Here is a 13,914-nt window from a genome sequence, read left to right as displayed (position 1 = left end):
AATTTTAAGTTAGTTAATAATTAATTTTTTGGTAATAATTTTGTTTAAATCTTGTTTAATTCTAACAAAATAAATACCTGTATTTAAGTCATTTACTAAAAACACGTTTTTTTGAATCGTATTATTCGTAAATTCTTTTACTTTTTTGCCAGTAATATCAAAAATTGAAACATTTTCTACACTTTTTGATAAAGAGAATTTTTTACTGGTTGGATTTGGATATAAACGAACCAAATTATTTTCTAAACGATTGTCTTCAGTAGATAATGTTGCTAGTTGATTACCAAATATTTTAAATTCTCCAGGTTGCAATGTAATAGAACTAGCTGAATAGGTTGTGTTATTTGTTGGGTCCATTAAGTCAATCCAATCTCCAGCAAAAGGGAAATTTGTATTTATAGTTTGTACAACAACATCAAAATTTGCCAATATAACTACATTTCTTAGTGATGTTGTAGGAATACTTGTATCGAAGATATCAATTCTTGGTGTTAATGAACCAGAAGTAATTGTATAATCTCCTTCAAAAACAGGTTCGTTTATTTTTAGTGCATTCATTCTTGCCCAATCATCATAAATTTTCTTTCGATTTACGTTTGAAATCCAATTTTCAGACCATTGTGGTTGAGGTTTTGTGTCTAATTTACAGTCTCCATCTGTTCCTCCTGGTTCATTTACAATTCCGTTGTTACAAGTAAAAATTGAATTTTGCATTCCTAAATCTGCAAAATGCCATAACATTTTTGGTCCTGGAATTGTTATGCTAAAAGCACCAATTGCAGACATTCTAGATAACGCTGTATTTAAGTCTTTTACATTATGGCTAGATACTGCACTATTACCAAAGTTAACAGCTCTGTACATGATTCTTTCTTCGTCATGACTTTCAGGGTAGCCAATAAGTCTTGGTCCGTTAAATTGCGAACGAGATTTATGTCCAATTCCGCTAATGTTAGAGTTTGAGCTATAACCCATTAATAATTGACTGTAAGAGTCTGTCATTTTTCCCCACATCATAATTCCTTTTCCTTCTGCAAGACGATAATTTGCCCACTCTTTTTCTTCATTTTGTCCACCTAAATGTTCAAAAATAACATAATGTTCTGGGTCTAAAGACCATGAATAATCTGCATAAGATTTTAAGACATCTACACGATCTTGTTGATAAGCGTTTGTACAAGTTTCATCACTTCCTGAGCAGTTTTGTGTAAAACCTTTGGTAAGATCCCATCTAAAACCATCAATATTAAAATTTTCTATCCAGTGTTTTACCACTCTTTTTGTATATTCTTGTGTTAGAGCACTTTGATGATTAAAATCACTACCAACATTGTAGCTATGTCTTGCGGTTTCATTAAAATATGGGTTTTCACTACTTGGATCTCCCCAACCATCGTTATCTGGATCATTCATCCACATTCTAACTAATGGATTTCTACCAAATGCATGGTTTAAGGCAACGTCTAAAATAACTGCAATTCCGTTTTGATGACAAACATCAATAAATTCTTTAAACTTAGCTTCAGTTCCATAAAATTTATCCAATGCCATATGAAATGACGTATTATAACCCCAACTTTCATTTCCCTCATATTCCATTACTGGCATTAGTTGAATAGCATTGATGTTTAAATTCTTAAAATAATCGATTCTATCTATTAAATCTTGATAATTTCTGTTTGCATCAAAATCTCTAACTAAAACTTCGTAAATAATTAAATCTTCTTCTTTTGGCGCGTTAAAGTTAGTTACTTGCCAATTGTAAGGTGTTTGACCAGTTTGTAAAACAGTAACCTCTCTTTCTTGACCAGAAGGATAACTTGGTATGTTTGGATATGAATTTGAAGAAATTCCAGGGTCATCAAAAGGTGATAAAACTAAAGTTGAATATGGGTCTGCAGTTTTTACAATAGAAGGTGAATTTGCAATTGGTGTTTTGTCAAAAACCCAATATTGATAGGTTTCTATTTTTCCTGAAGTTAAACCGTTAATTTCTAACCAATATTTTCCTGTACTTGGATCTCTTTTCATTACATCTGCAGCAGTAGGAGCGTAGTTGTTAAAACTACCAGCGACTTGTACAAAATCTTTATTAGGTGCAGTTAAAACCAATGTTGCCTTTGTAGAATCTGAGTGATAGTTGATGCCATCTAATAGTCCACTCGGAATTGCTTCTTCAACAACAGTTGGAGCTACAATCACTTCAAAACTAGCCTCACCACTTTCTGTGGAGCTTGGTGCTGTACCTACAAATCTTACAGTACCGCTTTCTGTAATGTTTGTAATGGTTGCATTACATGCAGGAAAACCACATGTACCTGTAGCAACTGAAACGCTATTGTAAAATATTTCAAAAGTACCCTGAACAGTTGTTGAACCTTGAAAACTAATAGTTGCAGAAACTGTTAGGTTGTCTCCAGAGCTTACTAAAACTTGATTTTTTGTAGGGTTTGTAATGGAAATCTGTACTTTTCCTACAGGAAAAATAAAATCGTTACAACCTGATGCTTTTAATTCTTGAGAACCGTCTGCATTTCTAAAAACCATTCCTATTTGAGCAGCGTTATCTGCTTGAGCTTGTGTTAAGCTATAGTAGGTTTGTGGTGTAATTGTGATGCTATAAGTACCATCTCCATTAGATGTCATTTCGCCAATACCATCATCTTGCCCCCAGTTTCCAACAACACTAAATCCAAAAGCATTTGTTTTGTCTCCAATACCAGAATGCATGTATATTTTAGAAGGATTGCTTAAACCATTACAATTACTATCTGTACTATTAATATTTACAGTAATTGTAACAGGTTCATCAACCTCAATGGCACTAACATTAAGTGATACTTGAGCATTTAGGAAAAAAGAACTTATAAAAAAAGTGAAAAAAAGTAATTTTTTAATCATAATTATTGATTTTTATTTTTAAGAAAAAAAAGGCTATAAATATAAGTCTATAGCCTTTTTGAACTACTTTTAATTTAAAACGATTGTTTTGTTTACTGTATCTATAGTTAGTGTATAGTTTCCAGCGGTTCCAACAAACTTAAGGTTACTATCTCCATCATTAGCATTTTCAAAATTAACATCTATGGTATAGCCTTCATTTTCAAAATAAGGGAAATTATAGCTTGTAGAACTCCATTCTAAAGTTCTATCTGTAAAGAATCTAAACGCGTCATTTGCAAAAGTAACTTGACCAGAATAAATTCCTGCTCCTGTACAAGGTAATGCAACTGGAGAAGTCCATCCCCAACCAGCATCTGGAACACCAGCACCAACTAACCATAATTGATCAAATTCACATAATTTAATTGGATCACTTAAAGTAATTGTTTTGTTTACATCATCTATTGTTAAACCATATTGACCAGGAGTTCCGTTGAATTTAAAATTGCTGTCTCCGTCTAAAGCGTTTTCTAATCTAGGATCTATAGTATATCCTGCGTTTTCGTAGTAAGGATAATTGAAACTTGGTGAAGCCCACTCTAAAGTTCTGTCCGAGAAAAATCTAAAAGCATCGTTTGTTAAGTTGATGTTTCCTTCGTAAACACCAGTTCCAGTACAACTAATTTGTATTGGGTTGCTCCAACCCCAACCAGCATCCACTGCACCAGCACCAACTACCCAAAGTTGGTCAAAGTTGCAATTTGGACCAACTACTGCAGGACCTAATGTGATTGTTTCTGTTTCTGTATTAATTTCTAAGAAATATTCACCAGCGGTTCCTGTAAACAAGAAGTTAGAATCTCCATCATTTGCATTTTCGAAGTTGCTATCAATTGTGTATCCTCTATCAGAAAAATAAGGAAAATTATAACTTGGTGAAGCCCACTCTAAAGTTTTATCTGTAAAAAACCTGAAATTTCCACCATTATCTGGACTTAACTTTATGTTTCCAGAATATGTTTTTCCTTGTAAAAGTAATTCTACAGGAGAAGTCCATCCCCAACCAGCATCAACAGCACCAGCACCAACTACATAAAGAGCAGGAGGTAAGGCAACGTCATATGGAATTATTGTAAGTGTTATTGCATCTGAAGTTCTAAATAAATCACCAGCAGCAGTTTTTGCAGTTGCTTTTATTCTAAAGTCAAAATCAGATGCTGTTCCAGCTGTACCTCCGTTGTCTAAAACAAAAGTATTTAATTCACCATGTTTTAAATCTAAAGATAATTCAGAGGTGTTTCCTAAAATAATAGGATTGTTAAAACCAACTCCACTACTTACCATTTGTAATTCATAAGATATTTCAATGGAACTTGTGCTTGTAATTTCTGGATCTTCCCAAGTAATTGTAGTAGCTACTAAATCTGAATCTACATCAGATAATACAATACCTGTTGCTACATCAGGACCTGTAATTATAGGCATTTCTACAGCATATTTAGATACCTGAAATAAGATTACATTAGATAAAGCACTTCCAGTATTTAACCTAAGGAAAATAGCTGTTTGCAAAAATGATTTTACATTGGCATTGTTTAAAACAGTATTTAAATTATCTACAGTCATTGAGAAATTGTTTTTCTCAGTTGTTCCTAATAAAATTGGATTTGTAAAATCTGCATCCAAAGACATCTCTACATCGTAAGTTGCTCCGGCATTTATTTCATCATTCCAAGTAATGGTAAATGCGGGGTTATTCGGTAGAGCAAAATTTAGAAAAATATTGCTGATTCCTGGCGTATCTAAAACAAACTCGGCTTCTGGGCTTGTTATTGTTAAACTCTCTTCTGAATCACAAGCACTTAGTAAAAGTGTTAATGATAAAAACAAGTAGCTTAATCTTTTTATATAAATATTCATTTTTTATCTTTTATAAGTTATTTTGATATTATAAATTTAAAGGAATTAAGATATAACGACCTGTTAAATCATTAAACCATACATCGTAATTATCTTCCACAACAACAGGAATTGCGCCTCCACCGTCTGTAGCAATTCCAGAAAAAGAAGTAGAACTACCCCATTTAGCTCCAGCACCAGTTTCAAACTCTACATTTCCAGGAGTTAATTTTACGTCTTTAGCATACCAGATATGACCATCAAATGCCAAAGCGTTCATTGAGATATCTGTTGTGCTAGAACCTTTAAGTATTAAAGAAGCAGGACTTGTTTTTCCTGAAGCATCAAAAGCTTCAAAGGAAAAAGTATTGGTTGCAAAGTTTATCTCAAATGTATAAAAGCCTGCAGGAATTCCGTTTCCACCTCCATAAGGAAATCTTTCTGGGTCAGTTCCTCCACCTAAATTTGCACCTACAGTTGTGCCATCATCTGTACCATATTGCGGTTGCCATTCTCCAAGTGTTGATAATACTTTAAAGTGTCCGTTTTCTGCCCAAAAACCAGTGTAAAAATACCTGTTTGCATCATTAGGATCTCTAAAAAGTGCAGGGTTGTTATTGTTGTTGTTCCATCCAGGAGCTGTTGCATCTCCTACTAAATAATAATCATTAAAAGTATAGTTAAAGTAAGGGTAAACTTCTAATAGCAGCGAGTTCGATGCTATTTTTTGACTGTCTTGTGTTCCTAAACTAGCATTTACTCTAATGTAAATGTTTTCCCAATTAAAAGGATTTAAACCTGCATTTCCAGCAGCTGTATTTACTTCACTTACAGATAATGTTAGAGATGTTTTTCCAGTAACTGTCGTAGCTACAGTTGATTCAGCGAAATCTTCTGTTTTAGAAAATTCTATTGAATAATTTACAGATGCTTGTTGCCCGTAGTTTGCCTCAGCCCAGTTTAAAGTAACTGCTGGGTTGTTTGTGTTTACTGCATCTAACTCTAACCTCACAAAGTTTAGTTCTTGTAAAACTGGGGCATCTGGTGTTCCGATTTCAAATTTTTCAGAACTATCGTCACAAGAATTGAACACTAATAATACAAGTGCAATTGTTGTAATAATTGAAAATCTTTTTATATTTTTCATTGTTTCAAAATTGTTTTAGAATTAATATCCAGGATTTTGTTTTAACTCTGGGTTTGAGGCTAAACTAGCATTTGGTATTGGATATACTTTTAAATCAGCAGATATAGAAATGCCATTACTTCCATTACCTTTCCACGCCCAGTTATAATTTCCTCCAGTAAATTTTCCAAAACGTATTAAGTCTTGACGTCTTTTTGCTTCCCAATGCAGTTCTCTTGCTCTTTCGTCTAAAATAAAATTTAAGATTTCATTATTATTACTAAAATCACTCATAGATAAATTGTTTTGAGGATTGTTAGCTCTAGTTCGTAAAAGATTTATATAATTAAATGCTAGATCTGTATTGGTTCCACTTGCACCTCTAAAATGTGCTTCTGCATACATTAAGTAAACATCTGCAAGTCTAAATAGAGGAAAATCGGTATCTACAAAGGTTTGATCTGACCCAAAACCTCCTGTAGATTTTGCATTAGAATACTTTTCTAGAATATATCCTTGATCTTGATCTGAAATATCTCTTATTTCAATATCTCTGCTTCCAGATATTATGGTATTTCTTGCGTCTGTATTAAACACGCTTGCATCGAAAAGTTGTACAAACTCTCTTCTTAATCTTAAGGCTCCTCCCCAGCCACCAGCACCCACGCCAAGAGGAGTTCCATTTTGTTCTATACTTCCAACAGAACCATTTACCATAACTGTTGTTGGTCCAAAGTTTTGAGTTTCTATTCCATCTGAAATTAAAGGGAATATAATTTCATTTACTGCAGAATTGGTATTGTTATCTGCCATAAATAAGTCAGCATAATTTGTAGCTAATGTATAGCCACCGTTAATTATTTTGATACAATAATCTGCAGCTTCAGTATATTTGGCTTGTCCAATATAAACTTCCGCATTTAAATACATTTTAGCTAAAATCATCCATGCAACTGCTTTATCTGCTCTACCATGTTGGTTGGTCATTGGGTCTTTTAAATCTACTTCTATGGCAGTTAATTCAGACTCTATGTATGTAAATAATTGTTGTCTGTCTGCTTGTGGTGGATTAAAGTTTACTACTGGATCATTTTCATTTACAAGCGGAGCTTTACCAAACAAGTCCATTAAATGATAATAAGACAATGCTCTTAGCAATCTAGCTTCTGCTCTGTAATTTACAATATCTGCTCTTGTTGCTGCAGATACGTTTCTTGCGTCTAATTTTTCTGTAGTAGTTTCTCGTAAAAAGTTATTTGCAAAAGCAACTGATACAGAGGCTCTACTAAACATACCAAGAATAAGTGGGTTTTGAGCAGTCCAAATATTACGTTGAATTTCTCTTGTACCAGGATCATTTTCGTAAGACCAAATCATTTGATCTGCAGAAAGTGTTTGTAAGTACAATAAGACTCTACCATATTGGCTGGTACCTGGATCCAAACCTTGTATATTAGAACTACCAGCACCATCTGTGCCTGTTAGAGATAAGTTTGCATATATACCTGCTAAAACTTCTAAATAAGCAGTTTCGTTTTCAAAAAGCTTTTCACTAAGTGTCGTTTGGTCGTCTTCAGGTACAATGTTTAAATCTTTTGTACAAGAAGCAAAAACTGATATTAGCAATGTTAAGGCTAATAATTTTTTTATTGTTTTCATATAATATTTTATTAAAATTTAATATTAGCTCCAAATAAGAAATTTCTTGACCTTGGATAGATTAAATTATCAATTCCATTAAATACTTCTGGGTCTAAACCAGTATAGTTGGTCCACGTAAATACATTTTGTACACCAGCCCAAATTCTTAAACTGCTGTAAGAGAATTTTTTAATAGGATTATTAAAAGTGTATCCTAACGTAACGTTATCCATTCTTAGGAAAGAGGCATTCTCTACATAAATATCAGAATTAATTACATCTGCAGTTCTTACAAAGTTGGTATTTAGTACAGAGGTAGGTATGTTCCCTAAAACGGCATTGTCTCTTAAAAGTTCATATTGTGCTCTTGCAGAATTCACATTATTGTAAACGTGGTTGCCAATATTTGCTCTTAAGTTAAAAGCAAAATCAAGGTTTTTATAATTAAATGATGATTGGAAACCTAGCGCAATGTCTGCATTAGGGTTTTCTTTTAAGTATCTGTCATTATCATTTATTAAACCATCTCCATTTAAATCTACATAGGCTCCTTCTATAGGTTTACCAGCACTGTCGTATAATTGTTTAAATACGTGAAATGAATTTGGTGCAAAACCTACTCTGTAAAGTTGAATCGTATTACCTGTACCACCACCTGTGCCGCCAGTTCTAAACTCTTGGTTATTTAGTGTTTTTGTAATTTCTCTATCTAAATAAGTAGCATTAAATGTAAAATTCCAGTTATAATCGTCTGTTTTTAAAATATCTCCATTTATGGTAAATTCGATACCATTTATGGTTAACTCACCAATATTTTGAATAATAGCATTAGAAAAATTAATTCCGTCTGCTAAAGAGGCTTCATTAAAAAATAAATCTGAAGATACTTTATTAAAGTAATTTAAAGAACCAGAAAACTTATTATTAAATAAACCATAATCAACACCAAACTCGATAGTTTTTGTGTCTTCCCATTTTAAATTAGGATTTATGGCAGAAGGTATTGTAGATTGTATTACTTGATTTCCAAATATATATTGAGATCCCTGGTTGCCAAAACGATATCTGTCTAAATAAATATCATTTGATCCTGGGATATTTTGCTGACCAGTAACACCATAACTAGCTCTTAGTTTTAGGTTCGATATTACTTTGTTGTCTTTTAAAAAATCTTCTTCACTAATTTTCCAAGCAAGAGCTGCGCCACCAAAGTTACCCCATCTATTATTTTCTCCAAATCTAGAAGTACCATCTCTTCTGTAATTTAGAGTTAATAGATATTTTTCTGAAAAAGTTAAATTAGCTCTACCAAAGAAACCAATATTTACAACATCTGGGTCTGCAAACGTTGTAGCCACATTATTAGGGTTGTTTTTGTTTCCAGAATCAGTACCAAAATTTTCAAATCTTTGGTAAGAATATCCTGCTGTTACATCTAATTTAGTTTTATCAAATGTTTTTATGTAATTTAAATAACTATCAAATAATTGGTTACCTCTTTCTTGCGTTTTAAAAGCATTATTTCCACGAAATAAAGCATTAGATTGTGCAGGAGCTTTTGTTGAAGTAATGTCTGTGTTTTCTGATTTTATCTTATCAAAACCAACGTTTATAACTGCTTTTAGTTCAGGTAAAAAATGAAACTTATAGTCTAAATTTAAATTTCCATACTGTCTAAAAGCAAAACCAGTGTTGTTTCTTTGTAAAAGGGCAGCAACAGGGTTTGTGGTTCCATTTGCAGGTTCACCACTAACGATATGTTGGTAAAAACCACCAAATGGAGATGTTGGGTCATAAACAGGTTGTGTAGGATCATAACGTAAAGCAGATCCTATTTGCCCAGCATCACCAAAACGACTATCCTCAAAATTTCTATTGTAATTTAAGTTAATTTTTAAATGATCTTTAAATAAAGAAGGATTCATAGAAAGCGATATGGTTTTTCTATCAAACTCAGATGTTAATACAGAGCCTTCCTGATTTGCGAACCCTAGAGACAATCTCGTAGGAATTGCTCCAAAGATTTGTCCTCTGGCTGTTAAATTGTATAAAGAAGAAACAGTGTTTCGTAATATCTCATTTTGCCAATTTGTATTAGAGTTTCCTAACAAAGCTGCATCTCCAGGTCTTATTTGGTTTATGATATTTCTAAAATCATCAGCAGAAAATACTTGTACCCTATCCAGTACTTCACCAAAAGTGTACTGCATATCAAAATCTAGACTGTATTCTGTTCTCCCTTTTTTAGTATTAATAATAATAACACCGTTTGCAGCTCTAGACCCATAAATAGCAGTTGCAGAAGCATCTTTTAAAACAGAGAAAGATTCGATATCATTTGGGTTTATATTTGCTAATAAACCTCTAGAACCAGAAACTGAAGCATCACTATTTTCTATCGGTAATCCATCAATAATAATTAATGGACTATTAGATGCACCAATAGAAGAACCACCTCTAATTGTAATTTGTGAACCAGAACCTGGAGCACCACTAGTAGTAATATTAACTCCAGAAACACGACCGCTTAATAAATTCTCTGGAGTAACAATGTTACCTTTTGTAAAATCTTTAGCGGTAATAGCTTCTACAGAACCTGTAGCGTCTTTAACGGTTGTGGTTCCATACCCTACCACAACAATTTCATCTAATTGTTGTGCAGCTTCTGCTAGTTCAACTGTAAAGTTAAAGTTTGTTCCTATAGTAATTTCTTTATTTGCATATCCCAAATATCTAAAAACCAAAACGTCTCCGGTTTTTACATTAGTGATACTAAAGTTACCGTCAAAGTCGGTTTCAGTACCTCTTTGTGTACCTTTTACTACCACACTAACACCTGGCAAAGGTTCGCCAGATGACTTTTCTTTTACCACACCTTTTACTGTTTGTTGAGCAAACATGCTAAAAGATGTAGTTAAAAGAATTCCAATTAACAATAATTTAAATTTTTTCATGTATAATTTGTTAAATAATAACTGTAAATTTGATTTTGATTTAACAATAAATTTACATTCCACATTGTAAATATATACATAGAATCTTTGTTTTCAATAGAATAAAATCTACGAAATCGGTTTCGTGTTGACAACTTTTTCTCGTAATTTGTCATTAAATTAGCAGAATAAAGCATCAAAATTCATTATTTAATAAAAAATGAAGCAAAAAATTACCATTAAAACAATCGCAAAAGAATTAGGAGTATCTACATCAACCGTTTCTAAAGCATTAAAAGATAGTCACGAGATTAGTAAAGAAACTAAAGACAAGATTCAGGCATATGCCAATCTTTACAACTATAAACCTAACAATTTAGCATTGCAACTTCGCAACCAAAAAACCAAAGTAATTGGTGTAATTTTGCCTAAAATAGTGCATCATTTTTTCTCTACAGTTATTATGGGAATAGAAGATGGTGCCAATGCAAAAGGCTATAACATTATGGTTTGTTTCTCTAATGAGTCTTACAAAAAAGAAGTAGAAACGTTAAAAGTTTTATCGAATGGAAGTGTAGATGGTTTAATTATTTCCATAGCAAGTGAAACCCTTGAAAATAAAGATTTTAACCATATAAAAGGCTTGGTCTCAGAAGAAATTCCACTAGTATTATTTGATAGAGTGGTAGACGAAATATCTTGCGATAAAGTAGTGGTAGATGATGTTGGTGCAGGCTATAAAGCAACCAAATACTTAGTAGAAAACGGCTGTAAAAACATAGCATTAATAACAACACCAAACCACGTAAATGTTGGGGCTTTAAGAAGGCAAGGTTACGAAAAAGCTTTAATTGAATCGTACATTAAAACAAATAAAAATTTAATTGCAGAGGTAGATGAAAGTAAAGAGATAAAGCCTCAAATAGAAAAAGTATTTAGTGAAAATATTGATGCTGTTTTCGCTGTAAATGAAATTTATGCAGCAAATGCGATGCGAATAGCCAAAGAGAAAGGGTTTACAGTGCCAAAAGACATGTCTATAATAGGTTTTACAGATGGTTTAATATCCGAATATTCTTCGCCATCTATTACTACAATTGCGCAACATGGTTTTACAATGGGTAAACAAGCAGTGGAATTATTAATTGATAGAATCGAAAATGAAACTGAAATTTTTAAACCTAAAAAAATTGTAATTTCTAGCGATTTAAAATTACGAGAATCTACGAAACCGTCGTCGTAACTTTTTTGGTTATTTTTTATCAATTTCACAAAATAAATATATCTTTGTTGCATTATTAAGGTTTATCAGTAAATTACATTCCACAAAATTTATTAATTGATAAGTCGAAAAAACTTATCGTAATATTCATTTATAATATTCGATAATGGAAAAGCGTAAATTAAGCTTCTGGCAAATCTGGAACATGAGTTTTGGATTTCTAGGAATACAAATGGGGTTCGCCCTACAAAACGCAAACGCAAGTAGAATTTTACAAATTTTTGGAGCAGATGTCCACGAACTTTCTTGGTTTTGGATAATTGCCCCTCTAATGGGACTGATTGTACAGCCAATTATAGGTCATTACAGTGATAAAACTTGGGGAAAATTTGGTAGAAGAAAACCGTACTTTTTAGTTGGAGCTATTTTAGCCTCCATTGGTTTAGTATTAATGCCACAAGCAGATATTTTTATCGCTTTTTTACCTGCACTATGGGTAGGAGCTGGCTTTTTAATGATTATGGATGCTTCTTTTAACATTGCCATGGAGCCTTTTAGAGCTTTAGTGGGCGACAATTTAAGAACAGATCAAAGAACTTTAGGTTTTAGCGTTCAAACAGCTTTAATAGGTTTTGGTGCTGTAGTTGGTTCTTGGTTGCCTTATGCGTTAACAAATTGGTTTGGTGTTTCAAACGAAACTTTAGCAGGAGTCGTGCCAGCAAACTTAATTTGGTCGTTTATAATTGGAGCAGTTATTTTAATCATTTCAATTTTAGTTACGGTTACTACAACCAAAGAATATTCTCCTGAAGAACTAGCAAATTTTGATAATGATACAGAAGAAGTTTCTGAAGAAGAGAGTTCTAGTTTGATGGATATTTTTGAAGATTTCAAAAAAATGCCCACCACAATGCGTCAATTAAGTTGGGTGCAGTTCTTTTCTTGGTTTGGTTTATTTGGAATGTGGGTTTTTGCCACACCAGCAATTGCACAACATATTTATGGTTTACCACACACAGATAGTAGTAGTACAACCTATCAAAATGCTGGAGATTGGGTTGGAATTCTTTTTGGAATTTACAATTTAGTATCTGCATTTTATGCTTTTGCTTTACCATATATTGCCAAACAACTGGGCAGAAAAAAAACGCATTCTATATCTTTAATTATTGGTGGTTTAGGACTTTTATCAATTTACGTTATGCCAAATGAAAATTGGCTAATAGTTTCTATGATTGGAGTTGGAATTGCTTGGGCAAGTATTTTAGCAATGCCATATGCCATTTTAGCAGGTTCAATTTCTGCTAAAAAAATGGGAGTTTATATGGGTATTTTCAATTTCTTTATTGTAGTTCCGCAAATTATCAATGCGTTAATTGGTGGACCATTAGTAAAATACGCTTATAATAATGAAGCAATTTTTGCTTTAATGATTAGTGGATTTAGTTTTTTAATTGCTGCAGCTTTAGTTTACAAAGTAAAAGATGTCGATGATGTAGTAAAAATAGTTTAATTTAAAATGAAAAAAGCATTTATATTCGATTTAGATGGTGTTATTGTAGATACTGCCAAATATCATTATTTAGCTTGGAAAAAATTAGCCAACGAATTAGGTTTCGAATTTACCAAAGAACAAAACGAATTGTTTAAAGGCGTTAGTAGAAAACGTTGTTTAGAAATTCTATTAGAAATCGGTAAAATAGAAGCAACACAAGAACAATTTGATACTTGGATGATTGAGAAAAATGTCGATTATTTAAAGTACATAGAAACTATGGACGCTTCTGAAATTCTACCAGACGTACCCAAAATATTAGATTACTTAAAAAATAGAAAATACCGAATTGCATTAGGCTCTGCCAGTAAAAATGCACAACCTATTTTAGAAAAAGTGGGTTTAATTTCTTATTTTGATGCAATTATAGACGGAAACAACGTAACAAAAGCCAAGCCAAACCCAGAAGTATTTCTTTTGGCCGCAAAACAATTAGGCGTAAATTCAAGCGATTGTGTGGTTTTTGAAGACGCTGTAGCAGGTGTGCAAGCCGCAAACAGTGCAAAAATGATTAGTATAGGAATTGGAGATGCTAAGGTTTTATCGGAAGCAAAATATAATTTCAACGATTTTACAGAAATCGATACCAATTTTATACAAGATTTAATCAATAGAAACTAGTAATATTTCTAGCATCTTCTGCAAGGTTTTTAAA

General features: G+C 32.6%; 8 protein-coding genes. 3 read left to right on the top strand and 5 right to left on the bottom strand.

Going from position 1 to position 13,914, the window contains the following annotated elements; genetic code table 11:
* Positions 1-9: 9 nt before the first annotated feature.
* The 5 genes from JL193_RS03360 to JL193_RS03340 form a co-directional block, all read right to left on the bottom strand.
* Positions 10-2,901: an alpha-amylase family glycosyl hydrolase gene (locus tag JL193_RS03360; protein ID WP_207972485.1), complete on the bottom strand. Its 2,892-nt coding sequence runs from the start codon at positions 2,899-2,901 to the stop codon at positions 10-12.
* 69 nt (positions 2,902-2,970) lie between these two features.
* Entirely contained in the window at positions 2,971-4,803 is a 1,833-nt protein-coding gene (locus JL193_RS03355; protein WP_207972484.1) for a SusE domain-containing protein, read from the bottom strand.
* 28 nt (positions 4,804-4,831) lie between these two features.
* Positions 4,832-5,929, bottom strand: coding sequence for a SusE domain-containing protein (locus tag JL193_RS03350; protein WP_207972483.1), 1,098 nt, complete (start codon positions 5,927-5,929; stop codon positions 4,832-4,834).
* Between the two features lie 21 nt (positions 5,930-5,950).
* Entirely contained in the window at positions 5,951-7,567 is a 1,617-nt protein-coding gene (locus tag JL193_RS03345) for a RagB/SusD family nutrient uptake outer membrane protein (protein ID WP_207972482.1), read from the bottom strand.
* A gap of 11 nt (positions 7,568-7,578) precedes the next feature.
* Entirely contained in the window at positions 7,579-10,503 is a 2,925-nt protein-coding gene (locus JL193_RS03340) for a SusC/RagA family TonB-linked outer membrane protein (protein WP_207972481.1), read from the bottom strand.
* 199 nt (positions 10,504-10,702) lie between these two features.
* Here JL193_RS03340 and JL193_RS03335 point away from each other — a divergent pair, with 199 nt between their 5' ends.
* The 3 genes from JL193_RS03335 (at position 10,703) to pgmB (ending at position 13,880) form a co-directional block, all read left to right on the top strand.
* Positions 10,703-11,725, top strand: coding sequence for a LacI family DNA-binding transcriptional regulator (locus tag JL193_RS03335; RefSeq protein WP_207972480.1), 1,023 nt, complete (start codon positions 10,703-10,705; stop codon positions 11,723-11,725).
* Positions 11,726-11,870: 145 nt separating this feature from the next.
* Positions 11,871-13,217 carry an MFS transporter gene (locus JL193_RS03330; RefSeq protein ID WP_207972479.1) on the top strand — a complete coding sequence of 449 codons (1,347 nt, stop codon included), beginning with the start codon at positions 11,871-11,873 and terminating at the stop codon, positions 13,215-13,217.
* 6 nt (positions 13,218-13,223) lie between these two features.
* Positions 13,224-13,880: a beta-phosphoglucomutase gene (gene pgmB, locus JL193_RS03325; protein ID WP_207972478.1), complete on the top strand. Its 657-nt coding sequence runs from the start codon at positions 13,224-13,226 to the stop codon at positions 13,878-13,880.
* Positions 13,881-13,914: the final 34 nt, after the last annotated feature.

The organism is Polaribacter batillariae, assembly GCF_017498485.1.
GTDB lineage: Bacteria > Bacteroidota > Bacteroidia > Flavobacteriales > Flavobacteriaceae > Polaribacter > Polaribacter batillariae.
Note: the sequence above shows the minus strand (reverse complement) of the source record. Positions and strands in the feature narration are given on the sequence as shown.

Excerpts from the sequence above, each read along its gene's own strand:
- JL193_RS03360 (WP_207972485.1), bottom strand. The coding sequence starts at position 2,901 with ATGATTAAAAAATTACTTTTTTTCACTTTTTTTATAAGTTCTTTTTTC.
- JL193_RS03355 (WP_207972484.1), bottom strand. The coding sequence starts at position 4,803 with ATGAATATTTATATAAAAAGATTAAGCTACTTGTTTTTATCATTAACA.
- JL193_RS03350 (WP_207972483.1), bottom strand. The coding sequence starts at position 5,929 with ATGAAAAATATAAAAAGATTTTCAATTATTACAACAATTGCACTTGTA.
- JL193_RS03345 (WP_207972482.1), bottom strand. The coding sequence starts at position 7,567 with ATGAAAACAATAAAAAAATTATTAGCCTTAACATTGCTAATATCAGTT.
- JL193_RS03340 (WP_207972481.1), bottom strand. The coding sequence starts at position 10,503 with ATGAAAAAATTTAAATTATTGTTAATTGGAATTCTTTTAACTACATCT.
- JL193_RS03335 (WP_207972480.1), top strand. The coding sequence starts at position 10,703 with ATGAAGCAAAAAATTACCATTAAAACAATCGCAAAAGAATTAGGAGTA.
- JL193_RS03330 (WP_207972479.1), top strand. The coding sequence starts at position 11,871 with ATGGAAAAGCGTAAATTAAGCTTCTGGCAAATCTGGAACATGAGTTTT.
- pgmB (WP_207972478.1), top strand. The coding sequence starts at position 13,224 with ATGAAAAAAGCATTTATATTCGATTTAGATGGTGTTATTGTAGATACT.